The sequence below is a fragment of the Thalassospira lohafexi genome (genome assembly GCF_002844275.1).
Taxonomy (GTDB): Bacteria; Pseudomonadota; Alphaproteobacteria; order Rhodospirillales; family Thalassospiraceae; genus Thalassospira; species Thalassospira lohafexi.
The window spans coordinates 220,832-242,474 of sequence record NZ_NXGX01000003.1 but is presented as its reverse complement, the minus strand read 5'-3'; the positions used below and the strand labels follow the sequence as shown (position 1 = coordinate 242,474).

General features: G+C 54.3%; 18 protein-coding genes and 1 riboswitch. Of the genes, 14 read left to right on the top strand and 4 right to left on the bottom strand.

Features of this window, described 5'->3' with window-relative positions:
* The first annotated feature begins 192 nt into the window (after positions 1-192).
* Complete coding sequence (locus COO92_RS08055) at positions 193-1,422, top strand: EAL domain-containing protein (protein WP_022733784.1); 1,230 nt, start codon at positions 193-195, stop codon at positions 1,420-1,422.
* Between the two features lie 66 nt (positions 1,423-1,488).
* Here the strand turns inward: COO92_RS08055 and cobT are convergent, their stop codons facing one another.
* Complete coding sequence (gene cobT / locus COO92_RS08050; protein WP_101301264.1) at positions 1,489-2,517, bottom strand: nicotinate-nucleotide--dimethylbenzimidazole phosphoribosyltransferase; 1,029 nt, start codon at positions 2,515-2,517, stop codon at positions 1,489-1,491.
* 287 nt (positions 2,518-2,804) lie between these two features.
* On the opposite strand from cobT, the gene cobS reads away from it, so the two are divergent.
* Together cobS and COO92_RS08040 are read left to right on the top strand one after the other, a co-directional pair.
* Positions 2,805-3,626 (top strand): adenosylcobinamide-GDP ribazoletransferase, encoded by an 822-nt coding sequence (gene cobS / locus COO92_RS08045; RefSeq protein WP_240626363.1) that lies wholly within the window; start codon positions 2,805-2,807, stop codon positions 3,624-3,626.
* 58 nt (positions 3,627-3,684) lie between these two features.
* Positions 3,685-4,293: a histidine phosphatase family protein gene (locus tag COO92_RS08040; RefSeq protein ID WP_101301260.1), complete on the top strand. Its 609-nt coding sequence runs from the start codon at positions 3,685-3,687 to the stop codon at positions 4,291-4,293.
* Positions 4,294-4,307: 14 nt separating this feature from the next.
* Here the strand turns inward: COO92_RS08040 and COO92_RS08035 are convergent, their stop codons facing one another.
* Positions 4,308-4,982: a hypothetical protein gene (locus tag COO92_RS08035; protein WP_101301258.1), complete on the bottom strand. Its 675-nt coding sequence runs from the start codon at positions 4,980-4,982 to the stop codon at positions 4,308-4,310.
* Between the two features lie 230 nt (positions 4,983-5,212).
* Positions 5,213-5,394: riboswitch (cobalamin riboswitch) on the top strand.
* Between the two features lie 64 nt (positions 5,395-5,458).
* Here COO92_RS08035 and cobU point away from each other — a divergent pair.
* The 9 genes from cobU (at position 5,459) to COO92_RS07990 (ending at position 17,015) form a co-directional block, all read left to right on the top strand.
* Entirely contained in the window at positions 5,459-5,995 is a 537-nt protein-coding gene (cobU, locus tag COO92_RS08030; RefSeq protein WP_101301257.1) for a bifunctional adenosylcobinamide kinase/adenosylcobinamide-phosphate guanylyltransferase, read from the top strand.
* Between the two features lie 34 nt (positions 5,996-6,029).
* Positions 6,030-7,070, top strand: coding sequence for a cobalamin biosynthesis protein CobW (gene cobW / locus COO92_RS08025; RefSeq protein ID WP_101301255.1), 1,041 nt, complete (start codon positions 6,030-6,032; stop codon positions 7,068-7,070).
* Positions 7,071-7,294: 224 nt separating this feature from the next.
* On the top strand, positions 7,295-11,059 hold the full coding sequence (cobN, locus tag COO92_RS08020; protein WP_101301253.1) for a cobaltochelatase subunit CobN: 3,765 nt from the start codon (positions 7,295-7,297) through the stop codon (positions 11,057-11,059).
* A 182-nt stretch (positions 11,060-11,241) separates the two neighbouring features.
* On the top strand, positions 11,242-11,940 hold the full coding sequence (locus tag COO92_RS08015; protein WP_101301252.1) for a hypothetical protein: 699 nt from the start codon (positions 11,242-11,244) through the stop codon (positions 11,938-11,940).
* A gap of 186 nt (positions 11,941-12,126) precedes the next feature.
* Positions 12,127-12,966: an endo alpha-1,4 polygalactosaminidase gene (locus COO92_RS08010; protein WP_101301250.1), complete on the top strand. Its 840-nt coding sequence runs from the start codon at positions 12,127-12,129 to the stop codon at positions 12,964-12,966.
* A 78-nt stretch (positions 12,967-13,044) separates the two neighbouring features.
* Entirely contained in the window at positions 13,045-13,671 is a 627-nt protein-coding gene (gene cobO, locus COO92_RS08005; RefSeq protein ID WP_022733794.1) for a cob(I)yrinic acid a,c-diamide adenosyltransferase, read from the top strand.
* 86 nt (positions 13,672-13,757) lie between these two features.
* A complete protein-coding gene (locus COO92_RS08000) occupies positions 13,758-15,287 on the top strand; it encodes a cobyric acid synthase (protein WP_101301249.1) in 1,530 nt (509 codons plus the stop codon).
* A 214-nt stretch (positions 15,288-15,501) separates the two neighbouring features.
* Positions 15,502-16,176, top strand: a complete 675-nt coding sequence (locus COO92_RS07995) for a glutathione S-transferase family protein (RefSeq protein WP_101301248.1) — start codon at positions 15,502-15,504, stop codon at positions 16,174-16,176.
* The gene (locus COO92_RS07990) at positions 16,173-17,015 is read left to right on the top strand and encodes a class I SAM-dependent DNA methyltransferase (protein WP_101301246.1); all 843 of its coding nucleotides are present in this window, start codon (positions 16,173-16,175) and stop codon (positions 17,013-17,015) included. Before COO92_RS07995 ends, COO92_RS07990 begins: the two co-directional genes overlap by 4 nt.
* A 304-nt stretch (positions 17,016-17,319) precedes the next feature.
* On the opposite strand, the gene COO92_RS07985 is transcribed toward COO92_RS07990, so the two are convergent.
* Both COO92_RS07985 and COO92_RS07980 read right to left on the bottom strand, forming a co-directional pair.
* Positions 17,320-18,351, bottom strand: coding sequence for a substrate-binding domain-containing protein (locus tag COO92_RS07985; RefSeq protein ID WP_101301245.1), 1,032 nt, complete (start codon positions 18,349-18,351; stop codon positions 17,320-17,322).
* A gap of 89 nt (positions 18,352-18,440) precedes the next feature.
* Positions 18,441-19,190, bottom strand: a complete 750-nt coding sequence (locus COO92_RS07980) for a tetratricopeptide repeat protein (protein WP_240626362.1) — start codon at positions 19,188-19,190, stop codon at positions 18,441-18,443.
* Positions 19,191-19,510: 320 nt separating this feature from the next.
* On the opposite strand from COO92_RS07980, the gene COO92_RS07975 reads away from it, so the two are divergent.
* Together COO92_RS07975 and COO92_RS07970 are read left to right on the top strand one after the other, a co-directional pair.
* Positions 19,511-20,413 carry an SDR family oxidoreductase gene (locus COO92_RS07975; protein WP_101301243.1) on the top strand — a complete coding sequence of 301 codons (903 nt, stop codon included), beginning with the start codon at positions 19,511-19,513 and terminating at the stop codon, positions 20,411-20,413.
* A 210-nt stretch (positions 20,414-20,623) separates the two neighbouring features.
* Positions 20,624-21,631, top strand: a complete 1,008-nt coding sequence (locus tag COO92_RS07970) for a complex I NDUFA9 subunit family protein (RefSeq protein WP_101301241.1) — start codon at positions 20,624-20,626, stop codon at positions 21,629-21,631.
* Positions 21,632-21,643 lie beyond the last annotated feature (12 nt).

Below are 21,643 nucleotides of genomic sequence, written 5' to 3'. Positions count from 1 at the left end.
ACTATCAGTTTGAATAGTGGAAAGCTACGACTTATCTTTGTCATGACACTGCCTGATTTTGTTCGATTTTCACCTTTGGTTTCAATAGGTGGGAATGATAAATACATAAGATGTTAATCGACAGACTCTATCATGAAACGGACAGGATAACGGCCCCGTTTCCGGCAAAACAATAATCTGGTCATCACATTTATGTCTGATAGCTCACTTCCATCACCTGAAGCCTTCCTCGTCGACTATGTGCGACGCCTTGAACGGCGTAAGGAAGGGGTGGGGGCTATTCATGTGCATTTTTCAAAATTGTTGGCGTTTAACCGCCGTGACCATCATATTCGCACGGCCATTGGCGCGTTTGAAGAAATCGTTCCTGAAGTCACCGGGCGCATCTTTACCCTGTCCAATCAGGATCTGATTTTCATTTTCGATGCCGCCGAGATGGATGAGGTCAATGCGGTCATTTTCCGGCTGAAATTCCTGTTTAACGATGATCCGCTGATCAGCGATGGCAAGGATGAAAGTGGCGCACCGGCAACCTTTACCGATTATTTCGATGTCGGGCAGGAATATAAGGATTTCCTGCATCTGACCCAGACATTGGTGCGTTCAAACGCCAATCGTCCGCGTGTGGTCAGCAAGGCCGCCGAACGTCACAATGATCATCCCGATTATGGTGATGATCGGATGCCGTTAACGCCCAAAATCCTTGGCCGAATTGACGAATCCCTGCGGCGTGCGGATTTATCAAATCTGATGCGCCGTCAGGCGATTTGTGCGGTGGTCGGGGATGCCAATCCGACGCCGGTTTTCCACGAACTCTTCATTTCGATTAAGGACCTGCAGGAAACCCTGCTGCCCGATGTCAATGTGTTGTCGAACCGCTGGCTGTTTCAGCATCTGACCGAAATTCTTGATCGTCGCATGCTGTCATTGCTCACGCGGAGCAATGATGCATCGGTTACCGGGTCGGTCAGTATTAATTTGAATGTATCGACCCTGTTATCCCCCGATTTTCTGACGTTCGATAGTAACGTTAAGGCCGGTCAGCGCGGCACGATTGTTCTGGAACTACAAAAGATCGATATTTTTGCTGATCTTGGGGCATTTTTCTTTGCGCGTGATTTCTGCCGGGATCGTGGCTATCGCATCTGTATTGACGGCATCAGTCACCTGTCGCTGCCCTATATCAACCGCAACAAACTTGGCGTTGATATGATCAAAATGATCTGGGATACGGACATGGAAAGCATGGATGACGAGCATAAAACAGCCATGCGTGATGCGGTTGCCGAGTCCGGAGATACCCGTGTGATCCTGTGTCGCTGTGATGATGAACGGGCGATCAAATTTGGTCACGGGATCAATATCACCATGTTCCAGGGCCGCCATGTTGAACACCTGATGAGCGAACGGACAAAAAAATAGCACCGATTTAATCGGTGCTATTGTCTTGCATGTTCGGCTTTGCGCAGTGGGTTCAGACTTTAAGTCCTAATCCTTGCCGTCAACGCCTGCCTTGTCAAAGGTCGCCATGTTATTGTGGCATTCCGCAGCCGCGCGTAGAAGCGGGATCGCCAATGCGGCACCCGATCCTTCGCCAAGGCGCATCCCGAAATCAATCAACGCCTTCTTGCCCAGCTTTTCAATAAGGCGGCTGTGGCCGGGCTCTGCCGACACATGGCCCACCAGACAGTGATCAAGCGCATCGGGGCGGATGGCGGCCAAGACGGCGGCCGCCGCACAGGACACATATCCATCAAGTAGAACCGGCACACGCGCAAAACGGGCGGCAATAATCGCCCCGGCCATGGCGGCAATTTCACGTCCACCAACACAGCGCAGAACATCAAGCCCGTCATGCATCTGGTTTTTATGCAGAATGATGGAATCACCAACAACACGGGTTTTACGGGTCAGGGTTTCGTCATCAATTCCGGTTCCCCGACCGGTCCAGTCAGCAGCCTCACCACCATACAGCGCGTGCGCAATGGCCGCAGCCGAGCTGGTGTTGCCAATGCCCATTTCGCCGGGGACAAACAAATCGAGCCCCTTTTCAATCGCACTCATGCCAAACGCCATGGCTTCCGCACAACCTTCGTCATCCATGGCGGGTTCTTGGCTGAAATCATTGGTGGGAATTTCAAGGGCCACTTCCATCACACGCAGTTCGGCATCAACTGATTTGCAAATCTGGTTGATTGCGGCCCCGCCATTGATAAAGTTTTCAACCATCTGCTGATTGACCGTGGCCGGAAAGGCCGAAACACCCTGTGTCACGACACCATGGCTGCCGGCAAATACGGTAACGCGCGGGCGCGACATATTGGGGCGCGACGTTCCCTGCCACCCCGCCAGCCACAGGCTGAAATCTTCAAGCCGTCCCAGCGATCCGGCCGGTTTTGTCAGAGTTGGCTCACGCTGCAAAACGGCTGCCTGTGCCTCACTGTCTGCTGCTGGCAGGTCGGCAAGGAGGGCGCGGATTTCGTCAAGGTTTTGCGGCGGATGCTTCGGGTTGAACATGTTGGTCTCCGGCTGGCAGGCGGTGGCGTCAAGCGTGTTCCGCTTGGCTTCTGTTACGGTAAAGATTAGGTTGAGAGCCCAATTGCTTAGGACGTTTCGCGATAGGCTGTCGTTTGGGGACAAACAGCTTAAGCTGGCAGTGAAAAGTGTTTTGATCCGCCGTCCTTGGACAACAACGAAACCTTCTAAATAATTGAGGCCTCAACCTAGGCCTATGGTTACCATAACACCAGATCGAAAATCGAAAAATGACGGCATCTAAAGATCATAATCAAAACGAAACAAATATGCAAAGTTCTGATGGTGGCGCCGAAAACCCACCAGAAGACAGCACCTTTGTTGTAGGTAAGATTCCGGTGGTGTCTGATTTCTTTCGTGCGCTCGTGCTGCTCAGCCGGGTGCCGGTTTTCCGGATCAATGATTTTCGCCCGGCCCTGATTGCCCGGTCGGTCTGGTGCTGGCCCCTGGTTGGGCTGTTTTTGGCAGGTATTGCCCTCATACCGGCCCAGTTGGCAGCTTATTTGACGGAAAGTGCGGTGGTGTTTGCCATTGTCGCCGTCCTTGCGTTGGTTCTTTTGACCGGGGCGATGCATGAAGATGGTCTGGCCGATTGCGCCGATGGTTTTGGTGGCGGGCTTGATCGTGCTCGAAAACTTGAAATCATGCGTGACAGCCGTATTGGCACATATGGCGTGGTGGCCCTTGTCTTGTGTCTTGGGCTGCGCATTGCGTTGCTGGTGCGGGCTGCTGACGCTGGGCAGGCGGTTATGCTTTTGCTTGTGATGGCGGTGGCATCGCGCGGTGTGATGCCGGTTTTAATGACGGTTCTTTCGCCGGCGCGTGATAACGGACTTGGCAAGAATGCCGGTCAACCCAAATGGCGTCATGTGATGCTGGGTGTCGCGATTGCCATCGCGATTGTTTGGCTTTTGTCCGGGCCTGTCGTGATGGCTTCGGTTGTTGTGGCTGCGATGCTGGCGACGGCTTTGATGGGGGGGATCGCCAGATGGCAAATTGGCGGACAAACCGGGGATGTCTTGGGGGCGACACAAATGGTGGCTGAACTGTTTGTCGCTATTGGATTTGTCGCGACGATGGGCAATATCTAAGAGGTATCTGATGTCGTTATCTTCGGGCCGATAGAAAGACGCAGTCCGTGGGGGAACTATGAAAAGTCAAACAACACGCTGGTGGCTGGTCCGTCATGCACCGGTTCTTAACCCGGAGCGGCTGGTCTATGGCCGAAGCGACATGCCCGTTGATTTGTCAGACGAAAAAGCACTACGTGCTCTGGCCCGCCATTTGCCAAAAGATGCCGTCTGGGTGACGAGCCATTTATCGCGCACACTTGATACCGCCCTTAAATTGCAGGAACTGATTGACGAAGACGTCCTTCCAACGCGCGAAACAGCCCTTGCCGAGCAACATTTCGGGGCTTGGGAATTGCAGCATTGGAATGATTTACCCAAAGGCGAAACAACAAAATTCTGGACGGATTTCGCCCGTCAGCATCCGCCGAACGGGGAAAGTTTCTCTGATGTTGTTACCCGTGTCGGGCCGATTTTCACTCGGCTAAACCGCTATTGGGCGGGACGCGATATTGTCGCCGTGATCCACGGTGGGACTGTGCGTGCGGTGCTTGCCAATGCACTTGGCCTATCGCTTGAAACCGCCTTGTCGTTTCACATCGATACACTTGGGCTAACACGACTGGAATATATTGACGGTGTTGATCAACCCGGCTGGCGCGTAACGGCGGTCAATCAGCGCTACTAAGACATGTAGGATGTCTATGCCGATTGTAATTCCGCGTTTTGCGACGTGTTGCCCAAGGCATATTCGGCAAGATAACGGTCAATCATGTCACTGGTAATGTCGTATTTTTCGCAAAGCGCGGTCACATCACGAAGGTACGCCTCGTAATAGGGGACCGGGCGGCTGCGTGATTTGTTACGCAGTTCCGCAATGTTGGGAAAATCACTGGCAAAGGTGCTGTTTTCGATGACCTGAATGATGGTGTCATCAATGATCGCAGCGGGCATACCACAATAGGTTTTGCCACAGGCAGACAGCATTTTGCTTGCTGTCGGGACCGAAATGCCGGGCTGGGCCAGCAGTTCATTTAACTCATCATTGCGAAAATCGGCTACCGACATCAATGTGATCAATGTTGGAAGGTCGCGGACAAGGAGTGATAAGGCATTCACACGCATCCCGCGCGCATGGGACCAGAAAATGGTCGCAATGACGCCGGTTGCGGCATCTTGCGCAAAGATATTACGCACATCGCGCCGTGCGAGCGTGATGTCGTCATCTGTTGCGTAGTCATCAAGAAATCTATGAAACGCTCTGTCTTGCGTGTTCAAACGTTCAAGAAGCCCCAGCCACATGTCTTTGCGTGATGAGGTAATCCAGGTTGGCGTTTTTAGTTCACGGATTTTGTGTAGGTGCGCATGAATTGCCATCTGATCTTGCAAATATCCAGTTAACCCCAAGAGTTCCAAGTTGCATGTCACTGCAACCAACCGGGTTATGATTGTTTTTTTCCCCGGTCATCACACTGGCTGGCGCTTGTTATGGCTCTCATTCCAGCGTGATAATATTATGTTCTCTTAAATGACCGGGGGTCTCAAGCAGGCAATTCTGTCAAATACTGACCTTATGGTTAGGTCGGAGATAGCGCTTTGGCAGAACAGGCAAAGCTGTTAGGTTCGGCGCACCGTTCGGTGATGGGAAATCGGTGAAATGCCGATGCTGCCCCCGCAACTGTATCGGGTTGGGCGATCCGGGCGCATTTGCGCCAGCCACCGGGAAACCGGGAAGGCGGATGGCTTTCATGCCCGCAGCCAGGAAACCAGCCGAAGGTGTCACTATTCTTGTCTATCTTGCGTAGTGGCGACGCAACCCGGCCTCGGTGGGAGGCCATGGCGAGGAAAACGCGATGACCCATACAGAACCGCTTGCCGGGATACATTTGATCCTTGGCGGTGCCCGATCGGGCAAAAGCCGGTTTGCCGAAAATCTCATTACACAGGCCGGACAAGCCGGAGGTGGAACCTATATCGCCACCGGACGGGCCTGGGATGCGGAAATGACCAACCGCATCGACCTTCACAAACAAACACGCGGCGACCTTTGGCACACGATCGAGGAACCACTTGATCTTTGTGCCGCCCTTCACGCATGCAATCAGCCCGGCGCACAGCCGGTTCTGGTTGATTGCCTGACCTTATGGCTGACCAATCTGATGCTTGAAGACCGCGATATCGAGGCCGAATTTGATCATCTGTGCGATCTGGTTCCGACCCTCGACATTCCGGTTGTTTTTGTGTCAAACGAGGTCGGTTTCGGGATCGTGCCGGAAAATGCCATGGCGCGGGCCTTTCGCGATCACGCCGGACGGCTGCATCAACGTATGGCCGAACTTGCAGGCAGGGTAACGCTGGTGGTTGCCGGCATTCCGATGCAGGTCAAATAACCCCACAAAAAATTGAAATTTAAGGAATTTGAGAATGGCTCAATTGGGTAAAATCCCGGCAACTGTGATTACCGGTTTTCTCGGTGCAGGCAAAACCACCATGATCCGCAACATGCTGGAAAACGCCAATGGCAAACGGATTGCACTGATCATCAATGAATTTGGCGATCTTGGTGTTGATCGCGGCATCATCAATGGCTGTGGCATTGAAGGCTGCGCCGAAGATGATGTGGTCGAGCTTGCAAATGGCTGTATTTGTTGCACGGTGGCCGATGATTTCCTGCCGACCATTCAGGGCTTGATTGACCGCGAGACCCCACCCGATCACATCGTGATTGAAACATCTGGTCTGGCCCTGCCAAAACCACTGGTCAAAGCGTTTAGCTGGCCAGAAATCAGATCGCGTGTGACGGTTGATGGTGTGGTTGCCGTTCTTGATGGTGCGGCGCTGCGCGACGGGCTGTTTGCCCATGATCATCATGCGGTTCAGGCTCAGCGCGAAGCTGATGACAGCCTTGATCACGAAAGCCCACTTGAAGAACTGTTTGAAGAACAGCTGCATTGCGCCGATATGGTTGTGCTCAACAAAACCGATCTTCTGAGTGACGTCGAACGGACCAAGGTTGAAGCCGACATTCGTGCCCAACTGAAACGCCCGTCAGTCAAAATTATCGCAACCGATCATTCACGCATTGAAAATGCCATTTTGCTGGGGCTGGGTGCCGCGGCCGAGGATGATCTTGATAGCCGCCCGTCCCATCATGATGATGGCCATGAACACGACCATGATGATTTTGATAGCTTCGTTGTGTCTCTTGATGCGGTCACCGATCCGGCGGTTCTGGAAAAGCGTTTGATTGAAGTTGTACGTCAGTTTGATGTGCTGCGTATCAAGGGGTTTTTGGATGTGCCGGGCAAACCGATGCGCCATGTGGTTCAAGGCGTTGGCGAACGGTTCCAGCGGTACTTTGACCGCCCGTGGACGGACGGCGAAAACCGCCGGTCTGAACTTGTGGTGATTGGCCTGCATGGCTTGGATCGTGCGGCGATTGAAACCGCGATCAAGGCGGCGTAAGATCATTTGTTCTTGTTTTGTTTCACGTGAAACACTGTTTTGTCCTATCGGTGCAAGGCCGTGTTTCACGTCTGCATGACGCCGTGAAGCCCGCATTCCCCGGCCTTGGCTTGGCTCGTCGGGGGATGCGTGCGGATTGCGGATACCGATGGTCGTGATCCTCGGGTTGGTCTTCGGCCCGGTCTGAGTAGATTCAGACACGAAAGAAAGAGACGGAAACCTCAATGCATTTGCTGGCAGCACAGCCCGGAATGGTGACAGACGGCAGTGAAGCCGTCGATCTTGGACAGGAGCCCGGCGATGTCGTGATCCTGTCGGCGGCAGAATCTGAACTGGCGTGTTTTGCTGGCGCGCAAGGGCGACTGACAGCAGAATTTGGCGGTGATGTTCCGTCCTTGCGTCTGGCCAGCCTTTTGCAGCTTGGTCACAATATGTCGGTCGATTTGTATGTCGAAGATGTGTTGTGCGAGGCCAAGTTTATCATCGTGCGCATTTTGGGCGGACGGGGATATTGGGCGTATGGCATCGAGCAGCTTGTCGCCTTTGCCCGGTCAAATGACGTTCCGCTTTTGCTATTACCAGGGGATGATCAACCCGATGCGGAGCTGCTGTCGCTTTCGACCGTCAAGGGGGCCGACTATCAGCATATCTGGCGCTATCTGATTGAAGGCGGGCCACAAAATTCCGAGAATTTACTTCGTCTTATATATGAAAAGTTGAATTCATCTGTTAACTGGCAGTGGAAACCCGCCGCCCCACTGGTCAAGGCCGGGGGATATTGGCCGGGAAATGCGCATGTCGATTTGGCTGAAATCCGCCAACAATGGGTTGAAAATCAACCAGTTACGCCGATTATTTTCTATCGGTCATTGGTGCAGGCTGCCAATCTTGATGTCATTGATGCTCTGGTTGAAGAACTTCAGGACAATCATCTGAATCCATTGCCGATTTTTGTTTCCAGCCTCAAGGATCCGGCGGCGGGTGCGCTTGTCAGTGACTGGCTGGAGCAAACAGCGGCAGATTTGGTCCTGAACACCACCGGATTCTCGATTTCTGTTCCGGGATCAGAACGAAAAAATGGGCCGTTCGATGCGGTCGATGTACCGGTGTTTCAACTCGTCCTTTCCGGTGGCAGTGAAGAAAGCTGGCGCGACGGCGTCAATGGCCTTGCCGCACGCGACATTGCGATGAATGTCGCTCTGCCCGAAGTGGATGGCCGTATTTTATCGCGCGCGGTGTCGTTCAAGGGGTCGGCTGGCAAGGATCCGCTGACCCAGATTGATTTGGTGAAATACATCCCGGTGCGCGACCGCGTGGCATTTGTCGCCCAACTTGCGGCCAATTGGGTCAGGTTGCGTCAACTTGATGCCTCATCGCGCAAGGTCGCGATGGTGATGGCGAACTATCCCAACAAGGATGCTCGCCTAGGCAACGGGGTTGGGCTTGATACGCCGGCCGGGATGATTGAAACCCTGCGTGCCATGCAGGCGGATGGCTACGCGCTTGAAAACATTCCGACGGATGGCGATGCCTTGATCAACGCAGTCAAGGCCGGGCCGACCAATGATTTCAAAACGCTGGCGGACCGTGAAATTCGGGTGACGCTTTCGCGGGCGGCCTATCAAACGGCATTTGACGGCTTACCGGCCTCCATTCAGGCGCACGTGCTTGATGCGTGGGGTGATCCGACAAAAGACCCGTTTTATATCGCCGATCAGGATAGCTTTGCGCTGTCGATCCTGCCGATGGGCAATGTCGTGGTCGGGTTGCAGCCCGCACGCGGCTATAACATTGATCCGCTCGAAAGTTATCACTCGCCCGATCTGGTGCCGCCGCATAACTACTTCGCGTTTTATATCTGGTTGCGCCATGAATTTGGCGTCGATGCGATCATTCATTTTGGCAAGCACGGCAATATGGAATGGCTGCCGGGTAAGTCACTGGCTTTGTCCGAGGAATGCTTCCCCGAGGCGGTGTTTGGCCCGACCCCGCATTTCTATCCGTTCATCGTCAATGATCCGGGCGAAGGCACGCAGGCCAAACGCCGCGCACAGGCCGTGATCCTTGATCATCTCACCCCGCCGTTAACCCGGGCCGAAAGTTATGGGCCGCTCAAAGACCTTGAGGCACTGGTTGATGAGTATTTTGAGGCCGCAGCCGTTGACCCGCGCCGGTTGGTGCTCCTGAAACGTGATATTCTTGAGTTGGCCATTCAGATCGGGCTGGACCGCGATTGCGGGATTGAGGCGGGCGAAGACGAACAAAGTGCGCTGGCCAAACTTGATAACTATCTGTGCGAGCTTAAAGAACTTCAAATTCGCGATGGCTTGCATATTTTTGGCAAGGCCCCGGAAGGCGATCTTCTGACCGATCTTTTGGTGGCATTGGCGCGGTTGCCGCGTGGATCGGACAGCGGACCGAAGGCATCGCTTCACCGTGCGATTGCCAAGGATATTTTGGGCGATGCCGGGTTTGATCCGCTTGATTGTGCCTTCGCCGAATTCTGGCCGGGCATAAAACCCGATAGTTTGGCCCATTATGATGATGTCGGGCCGTGGCGAACCACCGGCGATACGGTGGAGCGGATTGAGCTTCTGGCGCGTGATCTGGTCAATGGCACTGTTACGCCTGATCCGCTGTGGTCGGCGGTGTGTGACGTTGTAACCGATATCGAAACAAATATTCGACCCGCTGTTGTCAGCTGTGGCGATGCTGAGGTGTCGGGGCTTTTGCGTGGGCTTGCGGGCAAGTTTGTCGAACCCGGCCCATCGGGGGCACCGACCCGTGGGCGGCCCGATGTTTTACCGACCGGGCGGAATTTCTATTCGGTTGATACCCGCACCGTGCCGACACCAGCTGCGTGGCAGTTGGGGTGGAAATCGGCCGAACTTTTGCTCGAACGTCATGTGCAGGATAACGGCGAATGGCCCGCCGCCCTTGGGCTTTCGGTCTGGGGGACGAGCAATATGCGTACGGGCGGTGATGATATTGCGCAGGCCTTGGCCCTTATGGGGGTGCGCCCGACGTGGGATAGTGCGTCGCGCCGTGTGACCGGGTTTGAAATCATGCCAGCATCGGTTTTGGGGCGTCCACGTGTCGATGTGACGTTGCGGATTTCAGGGTTTTTCCGTGATGCGTTCCCCGGTTTGATTGACCTGTTTGACAGTGCGGTGCGTGCGGTGGCGGCCCAGACCGATGAACCCGCCGAAAGCAATCCGATTGCCACGCGGGTCGCGCAGGAAAGGCAAAAACTGCGCGATCAGGGGCTTGATGATGCACAGGCCGAACGACAGGCGACATTTCGGGTGTTTGGGTCCAAACCGGGGGCCTATGGTGCCGGTTTGCAGGCAATGATTGACGAAAAACTGTGGGAAGACGAAGACGATCTTGCCGATGCCTATCTGGCGTGGGGCAGTTATGCCTATGGCAACGGAGCCGAGGGTGAGGCAGCGCGCGGGCTGTTTGAAACCCGATTGTCGAAGGTTGATGCGATTGTCCATAATCAGGATAACCGCGAGCATGACCTTCTGGATTCGGATGATTATTATCAATTCGAAGGTGGAATGACATCAGCGGTGCGCAGCCTGTCGGGCAAGCAGCCGGTGGTGTATCACAGCGATCATTCTCGCCCCGAAAGCCCGAAAATCCGCACCCTGGAAGAAGAAATCGCCCGTGTGGTGCGGGCCCGCGTGGTCAATCCGAAATGGATCAACGGGGTGATGCGCCACGGCTATAAGGGCGCGTTCGAGATTGCTGCAACGGTTGATTATCTGTTTGCCTTTGCGGCGACTGCCCGCTGTGTGGCCGATCATCATTTTGATCTGGTCTATGACGCATATCTTGGTGATGAGACGGTGCGGGACTTTATTGATCAGCACAATCCAGATGCCTTGCGCGATATCCGCGATCGCCTGCGTGAAGCGATTGAGCGCGGTTTGTGGCAGCCACGGCGCAACAGTGTTTCGGTCGATCTGGGTGACCGTGCCTAAGGGATACCACCACACATCAGACTCACAACAAATTTACCACGGGAACATTATCGGCAGTTGAAACGTTTCGTTTACGCACCATATCTCTATTAACCAACTATTAATAAGTTGTGAGGGACGGGGCACCCCATTCGGATCGCCTGCGCGGGAACGCAGACCGATCAAAGAGTTCGGAGGCCGCGATGGAAAAGACGACCAGCGTTCGACCTGATGTCAGGCTGCCTGACTATGCGCAGACCCCCTTGCCCGGACATACCGGGCATACGGACATCATCGATTTCCTGATTGCCGATTGCGATATTCCACATTGGTTGCGTGCCGATTTGCACGGGCAAGGACGCTATCGTCCTGCACGGGGTGCGATCCCGGCTGTTTTGAGTGTGCGCGAACGGTTTAATGGCCAGCATCTTCCGGTGAGCTTCGAGGAACTTCACCGGGGACTGAGCGAACTTTCCCGGCATTTGCCCGGCCCGGACCAAACCAAAGTGGAAATCGACGCCAAGGTGAAAATTTACTGGCGCTATCTGCAAGGGGTTGAGCGCCAAGTCTGGCGGGCTGCGGTTTCAACTGCCCACCTTAATATGGATCATTTCCCGGTTGTGCGCGAATTCAAAGCCCTGATCGAGCAGGTTGTGGCAAGCCGCAACTGGCTTGAACGCCGACTTGAAGTGGTCGAACAAAGTTTCCAGCGTCCGACCGGACCGGCCAACGATGCAGTACGCAAGGCCTTGATGCGTCTGCGCCGGATGTCGCCCGGTGATCGGTTGCAAATGTTTAACAAGGCCCGGATGCGCCGCCCGGAATTGCGCAACATCGATATGCGTGAACCCGATAAATGGGCCGATTTGGTAACCAGTGATCTTGGTCTGTCACAGTCTTAATAAGGCAATCGGTTTGCCTTAACAGCACCCGAAGGATTTCTTCTGGGTGGGGGAAGTGCCCCGATATGGGGTCGGAAAAGCGCGGTCTTATGGATCGCGCTTTTCTTTTGCGTTGCATTGTATTTACGCGGTTGTGCAATCGCCAGAGGGAGGGCAAAATTGCGCTAACACAGCCAAGGCACCCTTATGCATACTGCTAAATTCCTGTTTTTATGTGCGATTATGACGTTTTGCGTCGGTGTCAGCAGCGGCTTAAGTGTGCCTGCCATGGCGCAAACATCTGTAGCACCAGACTGGCCAAAGGTCCCGACGGGGCCGTTTCACTGGCAGTTACAGGGCGATATTGATCTGGCGGGTGATATCAGGGTTGTTGGCAGTGACTTGTTTGAAACGTCCGCAGCACAAGTGCGCCAATGGCGCGATGCCGGGGTTTTCCCCATTTGTTATATCAATGTCGGGGCGGTCGAAGACTGGCGCGATGACCGGGATCGTTTCCCATCCGATGTGATTGGCAATGCCTATTGGGGCTGGCCGGGGGAAAACTGGCTTGATGTCAGCCGGTTCGAACGGTTTGCCGATGTCATGCGCGACCGGTTTGATCTTTGCCGTGATAAGGGGTTTCTGGCGGTTGAGCCTGATAACATCGATGCCTATGAGGCCGATGACAGCAGCAAGGAAATCGGGTTTACCCTGACGCGGGTGGATCAACTGCGCTACATCGATTGGCTGATTGATCAGGCCCATGCGCGCGGCCTTGCCATCGGGCAGAAAAATGCGTCTGAGCTTGTGCCCGAACTGGTTGAAAAGATGGATTTTGCCTTGCTGGAATCAGCTTATCGGCTTGGCTTTATGGGGGAATTTGTGCCCTATCACGCCTTGGGAAAGCCGGTGTTTGCAGTTGAGTATCTTGAAGAAACTGAAAACGGTACCGATCCGCAAAGCCTATGCCCGGCGGCGCGAAAACTGGGGTTTCAGGGCGTCATCGCCCATCTTGATCTTGATCGTGCGCCGCAAAACTGCCCTTGATCCCGGGGCCGCTTCGCCGCATTGTTCGCCAGCAAATGTTCAAAGCGATACGGCCCGAAAAGACAAAGGCATAAAACCATGACCGACAAGACCCAGCCAGACGTGGACGTTAATGCGCGCCATGACGAAAAGATGAAGAAAATCAAGGCTGCGCGCGACAAGATGATGGCCCAGAAGATCGATAAAAAGGGCCTGATCATTGTCCATACCGGCAAGGGCAAGGGAAAGTCATCTTCGGCCTTTGGCATGGCGATGCGCTGTGTCGGGCATGACATGAAGGTTGGCGTGGTTCAGTTTATCAAGGGCGGCTGGGAAACTGGTGAAGCCAAATTGCTGAAAAAATTCCCTGATTTGTGTGAGTTTCACGCCATGGGGGCCGGGTTTACCTGGGAAACCCAAAACCGGGCACAGGACATTTCGCTTGCGCGTGATGCTTGGAACAAGGCACTCGAAATGATGCGTGATCCCAGCTTCTCGATGGTGATCCTTGATGAGATCAACATCGTGCTGCGCTATGATTTCTTACCGCTTGAGGATGTTTTGGGGGCTTTGGCGGAAAAGCTTCCTGATCAGCATGTGGTTCTGACCGGGCGCAATGCCCCCGACACCCTGATTGAAGCCGCCGATCTGGTCACTGAAATGACCATGATCAAGCATCCGTTCCGCGAACAAGGCATCAAGGCGCAGATTGGCGTTGAGTTCTGATTGCTATCCGATCAAGGGGACGGCGCGGTTTGCCGGGTGATGATGGCTATATGTAAGCCTGTTTACATGAAAGTTTTGAAGCCGGAATGACTGTGCGATCTGTCCCTGCCCTGATGTTACAAGGTACCGGCTCGGACGTCGGGAAATCCTTGCTGGTGGCAGGGCTTTGCCGGGCCTATGCCCGGCGTGGATTGCGGGTGCGCCCGTTCAAACCGCAAAACATGTCCAACAATGCTGCCGTGACCGATGATGGCGGGGAGATTGGCCGGGCACAGGCGCTTCAGGCGCGCGCCGCCGGGGTGGCAACCACGGTGCATATGAACCCGGTGTTGCTCAAACCCCAATCAGATATCGGCGCGCAGGTGGTGGTACAGGGCAAGGTCCTGACCACGGCAAAGGCGCGCGACTATTACCGACTAAAACGTGACTTGTTGCCCAAGGTTCTTGAAAGTTTCGAGATCATGGCAGCCGATGCCGATCTGGTGCTGGTTGAGGGGGCCGGATCACCCGCCGAGGTCAATTTGCGGGCATCGGACATCGCCAACATGGGCTTTGCCGAGGCGGCGGAAATTCCGGTTATTCTGGTCGGCGACATTGACCGGGGCGGTGTGATTGCATCGATTGTCGGGACATATGCGCTTTTGTCTGCGGACGATCGCCGGTGGCTTAAGGGCTATGTGATTAACAAGTTTCGCGGTGATGTGTCCCTGTTTGAACCGGCAACCGACATCATTGCCAAGCACGGAAACCTCAAAAGTTACGGTATCGCAACATATTGGCCGGGGGCATATAAACTGCCGGCTGAGGATGGTGTTGCGCTGGAAAATGCAGGCAAATATCACCGTGATAGCAATGGTGATGCACGTATGCGCATCGCCGTTCCGCATTTGCCCCGCATTGCCAATTTTGATGATCTTGACCCGCTGGCGGCCGAAGATGGGGTTGAATTGTTGCTGATCAAGCCGGGCCAAGTGATCCCCGGTGATTGTGATCTGGTGGTTCTACCGGGCAGCAAATCGACACTGGCCGATTTGAGGTTCTTGAAAGATCAGGGCTGGGATGTGGACATTGCCGCCCATTATCGTCGCGGTGGGCATGTGATCGGGATTTGTGGCGGCTATCAGATGCTGGGCCGGATGGTGCGTGACCCGGACGGGGTTGAGGGGCAGCCGGGCAGTGAAGCCGGTTTGGGCCTGCTTGACATTGAAACGGTGATGGCCGGGGATAAAACCCTTCGCAAGACTGAGGCGGTGACGGTTGGCGATGATCAGGGCATAGCGCCAAATATCGCCCTTTGGGGCTATGAAATTCATATGGGGCAGACCAATGGCCCGGATCGGTCGCGCAGTTGGTTGCGGTTTGGGGGGGCATCGGACGGGGTTCTTGATGGGGCCATCAGTGCCGATGGTCGGGTGATGGGCTGTTATTTGCACGGGCTGTTTGGCAGCGATGCGTTTCGCCAAGCCTATCTTGGGCATATTGGCGGCGATGGTGTTTCAAGCGGGATGAATTTTGAAGCGTCGATTGATGCCAGCCTTGATGAATTGGCCGATCATTTGGAAGCCTGTCTTGATCTTGACGGGATGCTGGAACTGGCCAAAAGCCGGGGCAGATAGGCTTCTTTGTATGGGTAAGGTGCCAATGTGGATAAAAAGCATCAAAATCACCGTTCTAATGATGAGAAGCTCTTTACTTAATCTGTGCCGCGTGGTTTGACAGATTTGAAATTCCGGTACTGAAACGAATGTCGCGGGTGGCTTTAAAAAAGAAGCCGCGCCAACAGTCCGGTCTTTGTAAAAAGTTCATCCTTGGTCGGGTATCTTCACGTTTATGCGTCAGTTACATCATTTTTGGCTATCGCCGTTTTCGCGCAAAGTGCGCCTGGTTTTGGCCGAGAAAAAGCTCGATTTCGAATTGAAGGCCGAGCCGGTCTGGGAGCGGCGCGACGAATTTCTGTTGCTTAATCCCGCAGGCGAAGTGCCGGTTCTTCAGGATGAGGACGGGCTGGTTCTGTGTGACTCGGTTGTCATCTGTGAATACCTTGATGAAGTCTATTCAGACGATCTGAAACTGTTTGGTTCTGACGCCAAGGAACGTGCTGAAATCCGCCGCCTTGTCGCGTGGTTTGATGGCAAATTTAACCGCGAAGTCACCGACCATTTGCTCGGTGAGAAGTTGCTAAAACGCTTCTTTGCGACTGGCACGCCCGATACCAAGGTGCTGCGTGCGGGGCGAACCAATGCGGCGTATCATCTTGATTATGTCGGCTGGCTGTTTGAACGGCGCAACTGGCTTGCGGGCGATCATCTGACGATGGCCGATCTTGCCGCCGCCGCACAGATTTCAGTGATCGACTACATGGGCGACATCAACTGGTCAAAACATCCGCGCGCCAAAGATTGGTATATGCGGATTAAATCCCGACCGTCGATGCGCGATATTCTGGCTGATCGGCAGGCAAGTTTCCCGGCATCCCCGCATTATGCCGAGCTGGATTTTGAATGACGGGTTCATCCAATTACGATGAATTCTACCCTGTCGGGGGCCTAAATACCGCCAGTTACGATCTTCGCGCTGATCTTGATCGTAAAATTTTCGAAGATCCCATTCCGTTTTATACCAACATCGCCTCGCAGGTTGTCGGGCCGGGTGAGGGTAAGGTTCTGGAGCTTGGCTGTGGAACCGGGCGGATTACGGCTGCCATTGCCAAACTGGGCATTTCTGTCGAAGGACTTGATCTGTCCGAGGCGATGCTGGCACAGGCGCGCACCAACTATCCTGAGCTGACATGGCACCATGCCAACATGTGTGATTTTGATCTGGGCCGGGATCAGGGCCGGGATCAGGGGCAGCAATTTGGGTTGATCATCATCCCGTTTCGCGGCTTGCAGGAAGTTACCGATGCCCATGATCAGCGCCGTGCCCTTGAACGTGCTTTTGCGCACCTCAAGCCCGGTGGGGTTATCGCGTTTGATCTGATCGATCCTGATTTGCGTTATTGCCTGCCCGAAGGTGACCCAGAGGTGGTTGAACTTCCGATTTTTCCCATGCCCGACGGCATCGGTAAGGCCGGAAGTCGTTTGCGGATTACCGCGATGGAACGCACCAATGATCCCCTGACCCAGCGGTTCGATGAACATTGGCGGTTTGAGGAAATCGGTGTCGACGGGGATGTTATTCGGCGCGAAGATGCGTGGCATCATCTGCGCTGGGTCCATCGCAGTGAAATGCGGTTGATGCTGGAACTTTGCGGTTTCGTTTCGATATCGGAATTTTCTGATTTCAAAGGCAACCCGCCGCGCTATGCCACCAATCAGGTCTGGATGGCAAAACGGCCGGACTGATTGGCCCGGCCGCATTAATTCATGTGCGTGTTATGTGATTAGGGTCTGAACCCAATTGAATGTTTAAAATGGCATCAGAACGAGCAAGACATGCAAGGAAATCTTCGCCGCGCGGGGTATTGCCCCGGGCAAGGGGATTGACGCCGCAGGTCGCAGAGTGTCCTGATGTCCTTCGGATCGGAGGAATTTGCACGGGCTATTACGTCGCATCACCTTGCAAGGCAGCGAGCCTTGCTGTGGTAATGCTCCTGATATCCGCACAAATTCCTCGCGACCATTTCAAGCATTCAACTGGGTTCAGACCCTAGTTGCCGGCAAACTTTGCGGCCTGCGCATGGGTTTCTTTGCGCTCATCGGCGGTCAAGGGTACCAGACCATTGTCTGCCAGAAGACCTTCGTCGCCAATCACTGCGTCAGACACATAGGTCGAGACAAAATCACCAAGCGATTGAACAAGCTGCTGATGATCGTCCTTGATGTAGAGATACAGCGGACGTGACCCGGAATAGCTGCCATCAAGGATGGTGTCATAATCAGGTTCGATACCGTCAATCGGGATGCCCTGCAGCCTGTCGCGGTTGCGATCAAGATTGTTAAAGCCCATCACGCCATAGGATGTCGGGTCTTTTTCCAGCTTGCTGATGACAAGGCGGTCATTCTCGCCGGCCTGAATATAGGCACCGTCTTCGCGCAGGGTCCGGCACAGAAGACGGAAGCTGTCGGGGTCGGATGACTCAAGGCTGGCGATATCGGAAAAGGTTGCACAGCCTTTATCAAGCAACAGCTGGCCCATCAGGTCACGGGTGCCCGAGGTGGGCGGCGGGCCATACACGCGGATTTTCAAATCCGGCAGGGACGGGTCGATGTCCGACCATTTTTCGTTCGGGTTGGGCACGCTTGCCCCCTTAACCGGAATGGTCCGGGCAAGGGCTAAGAAAAGCTGACGGGCGCTTAGCGCCATGGCCGGTGCATCGTGCGACCCCAAAAGAACAATGCCGTCATAGCCGATTTTAATCTCGCTGATGTTGTTGACGGAATTGGCCGCGCAAATCGCGGTTTCCGATCCGGTAATCTGGCGCGATGCATCAACGATATCGGGATATTCTTCGCCGATGCCGCCACAAAACAGTTTGAACCCGCCACCAGAACCGGTGCTTTCGACGACAGGTGCCGGGGCATTGGTGGTTTTGGCAAAATATTCGGCGACCTTGGTGGTCAGCGGAAAGATGGTCGAGGATCCGACAATCCTGATCTGGTCACGTGCCTGTGCCAAAGACGTGGCAGAAACAAGTGCGATGGACGCGGCAATGGCAGTTAAGGCAAGCGTGCGACGCATTTGGGCCCCCAAAGGTATCCGGTGTTATCCGGTTATGGTCGACGGTCTGTCACACCGACCACATATAAAGCAAACAGGTCGCAGCGAACCTATTCTGATTCGGTGCGAACATCCATCTTCTCTATATTCGCTTTTGCCGCATCAGCGACAGGGGTTCCGTTTGAATTTTCTATGACATTTAACCAATCGCGGCGCGCCAGATCGTTTTCACCCTGTATCCGATGCAGGTTTCCACGTTCAAAAAGGGCCTGAACATTGCCGGGTTCCTGAGCAAGGACATTTTCGATATCGGTCATCGCCAGATCATAGCTTTTAAGCATCCGCCATGCCGTCGCCCGGTAAATCAGCGCATCCGTCTGATCGGGTTCAAGATCAAGCGCCTTGTTGAGATCGTCAATCGATTCCCAATATTCCCCGGCCATGCCAAGCACCATTGCCCGGTCGATCCAAAGTTGCGGGTCGTTTTTAACAATCTCAAGGGCGCGGGTTTGATCGCGCCAGGCAAACTCAAGATTGTTGGCCAACATCCATGCCTGTCCGGCCTGGGCAAGCATACCGGCAACAACGCCTCTGTCGGCAGTGCTGTCTTGGGCAAGCGCATCAAGCCTGGTTGCGGCTTCTTCGAATTTGCCAAGCGACATCAGCGATACGGCCACGCAATGGCGGGCGGGTTCGCCGCCGCCCATGTCGCGCCATGCAATCGCACTTTCAAAACCGTCTTCAGGTTTGAGTTGGGCCAGTTTCAGGCAGTCTTTATATTGCTGGGCTTCTTCATTGGTCATGCCGCCATTGCTGTCGGTCTGGGCAATGGCGTCGGGCGCAAAGACAATTGCGATCATACCCGCAATCAAAAGCGGAGATGCCTGTCTTAAAAATCTGCGAGCCGGGCGTCGTACCATGGCGAAAGAAGCTCCCTGTCTGGCGAAGTCGGCAGCATGCAGCATAGGGGAAAATGCCCCTAGACGACCATGCCTGAATGTATGACGGCCCAAAAAACAGCATGAAAACGGCAAGATAATGATTGTCTTATTCATTGCGATTTTCCGGCCTGCGGCAAAAGGTGCCGGAAAGGTTTTGTCTGGACCGTGCGGGACCGTTACTGTGCGGTCCATCCATTGGGTTCAGACCCGCATATGAATGCCAACGCGCAGAGGCCCTTATGACCAATAAGCTGTTTTGTTTCGGGATGGGATTTTCCGCCCGCCTTGTCGCAGATGCCCTGCATGAGGATGGATGGAAGATTGCCGGAACGACGCGGAGCCCCGATAAAGCAGCACTGCTTCGATCACACGGGATTGAACCGTTTATCTTTGCCGATGATCAGCCGATTGAAGATATCCGTGCGGCCCTAAAAGGCGTGACCCATGTTCTGATCTCTGCCCCGCCCGGCGGGATGGGAGATCCGGTCATTCACCATCATGGTAGCGATCTGGCGATCCTGCCCGAAGGCACATGGATTGGCTATCTGTCGACCACGGGTGTTTATGGCGACCGCGATGGCGGCGAAGTCACCGAAGACGACGAATTATTGCCAAGTGGCAAGCGCGGGCGCAGGCGGGTTGCGGCGGAAAAGGCATGGTTTGATCTTGGCCGTCGTCATGGCTTGTGCGTGCAAAGTTTCCGCCTTGCCGGGATTTATGGCCCGGGACGCAACGCGCTTGAAACTGTGAAATCGGGGCGGGCGCGCCGGATTGTCAAACCCGGTCAGGTGTTTTCGCGCATTCATGTCCATGACATTGCGCAGACCGTCCTGGCATCAATCAAGCAGCCCAATTGCGGCGCGGCCTATAACGTGTGCGATGATGATGCCGCCCCGCCACAGGATGTGATTGCGCATGCCTGTGGATTGTTGGGCGTTGATCCCCCTGCTGAACAAGATTTTGCTAGCGCAACGCTGAGCCCGATGGCGGCAAGCTTTTATGAAGATAACAAACGCGTCGTAAATACCCGGATCAAGCAGGAGTTGGGTGTGAAGCTGCGCTACCCTGACTATCAGGCCGGTCTTTTGGCGCTTTATGATCAATTATTGGCAAAAAACACCGCCAACGGTGATGCTGATTAACAAAAGCGCATTGTTGACGCGGGTTTAGCGTCGTATATAACCCAAGAGCCTATGGACACTCATATTGCCCACATATGTGACAATATGAGTGTCCATAGGACCGATTTTGATCAGACCGGCCTCCGCACCCGGTCTTGAAGGCACCTAACGCCGGTGTGTCTTTCTTGGAAATGCGCCGCGGACAATGACACCGGCAAGGAGAGAGCAAGCATGGATCGTCGTATCGTAACCGTTTTTGGCGGGACCGGATTTGTCGGACGTCATATCGTCAAGCGTCTGCTTGAGCGTGAGTTTATCGTCCGCGTTCCGACGCGCAGCTTTGAACGTGTGAAAAAACTCAAACCGATGGGCTATCTGGGTCAGGTGGTTCCGGTTTATTGCGATGTGCGCAATGAAGACTCGATCAAAGAGGCAATCGACGGTTCCGAAGCTGTGATCAACCTTCTGGGTGTTTTGTATGAGCGCGGGAAAAACAATTTCCTGAATGTTCACGTCAAAGCCGCCAAACGCATTGCCGAAGAATCCAAGGCATGTGGCGTTAAAACGCTTTTGCATATGTCGGCCTTGGGGGTGGATAAAAACACCAGTGCCAATTACGCGACATCCAAACTCGCCGGTGAAAAGGCTGTTCGTGATGCCTTTGCCGATGCGGTGATTTTCCGCCCGTCGGTGATCTTTGGCCACGACGACAATTTCCTGAACAAATTTGCGACGCTTGCGCGGTTCTCGCCGGTGTTGCCGGTGATTGGCGCGCCGGGTCTGCCGAAAGTTGATCTGGGCGAAGGCAAGATCGACATGCTGGGCGACGGTGGTCCGAAATTCCAGCCGGTTTATGTTGGTGACGTTGCCGATGCCTTCATGACCGCACTGGTCGAAGGCAAGTCAGCAGGCAAAACCTATGAGCTGGGTGGACCGGAAGTCTATTCGTTTATGGCGCTTATGCGCGACATGCTGCACATCACCCGTCAGCGCGCCATTCTGATGCCCGTTCCGTTCTGGTTGGCATCAATCAAGGCGTTCTTCCTGCAGTTGTTGCCGGTGCCGCCATTGACGCTTGATCAGGTGCGGTTGCTTAAAACCGACAATGTGGTGTCCGAAGGATCAGATGGTTTTGCCGAACTTGGCATTACGCCAAATAGTGTTGAGGCTATTGCGCCGACCTATTTGAAACGTTTCTGCCCGCCGCGTAAATCGGGCGAGTTCCGTCGTTTCGTTTAACCGCGGGTAACC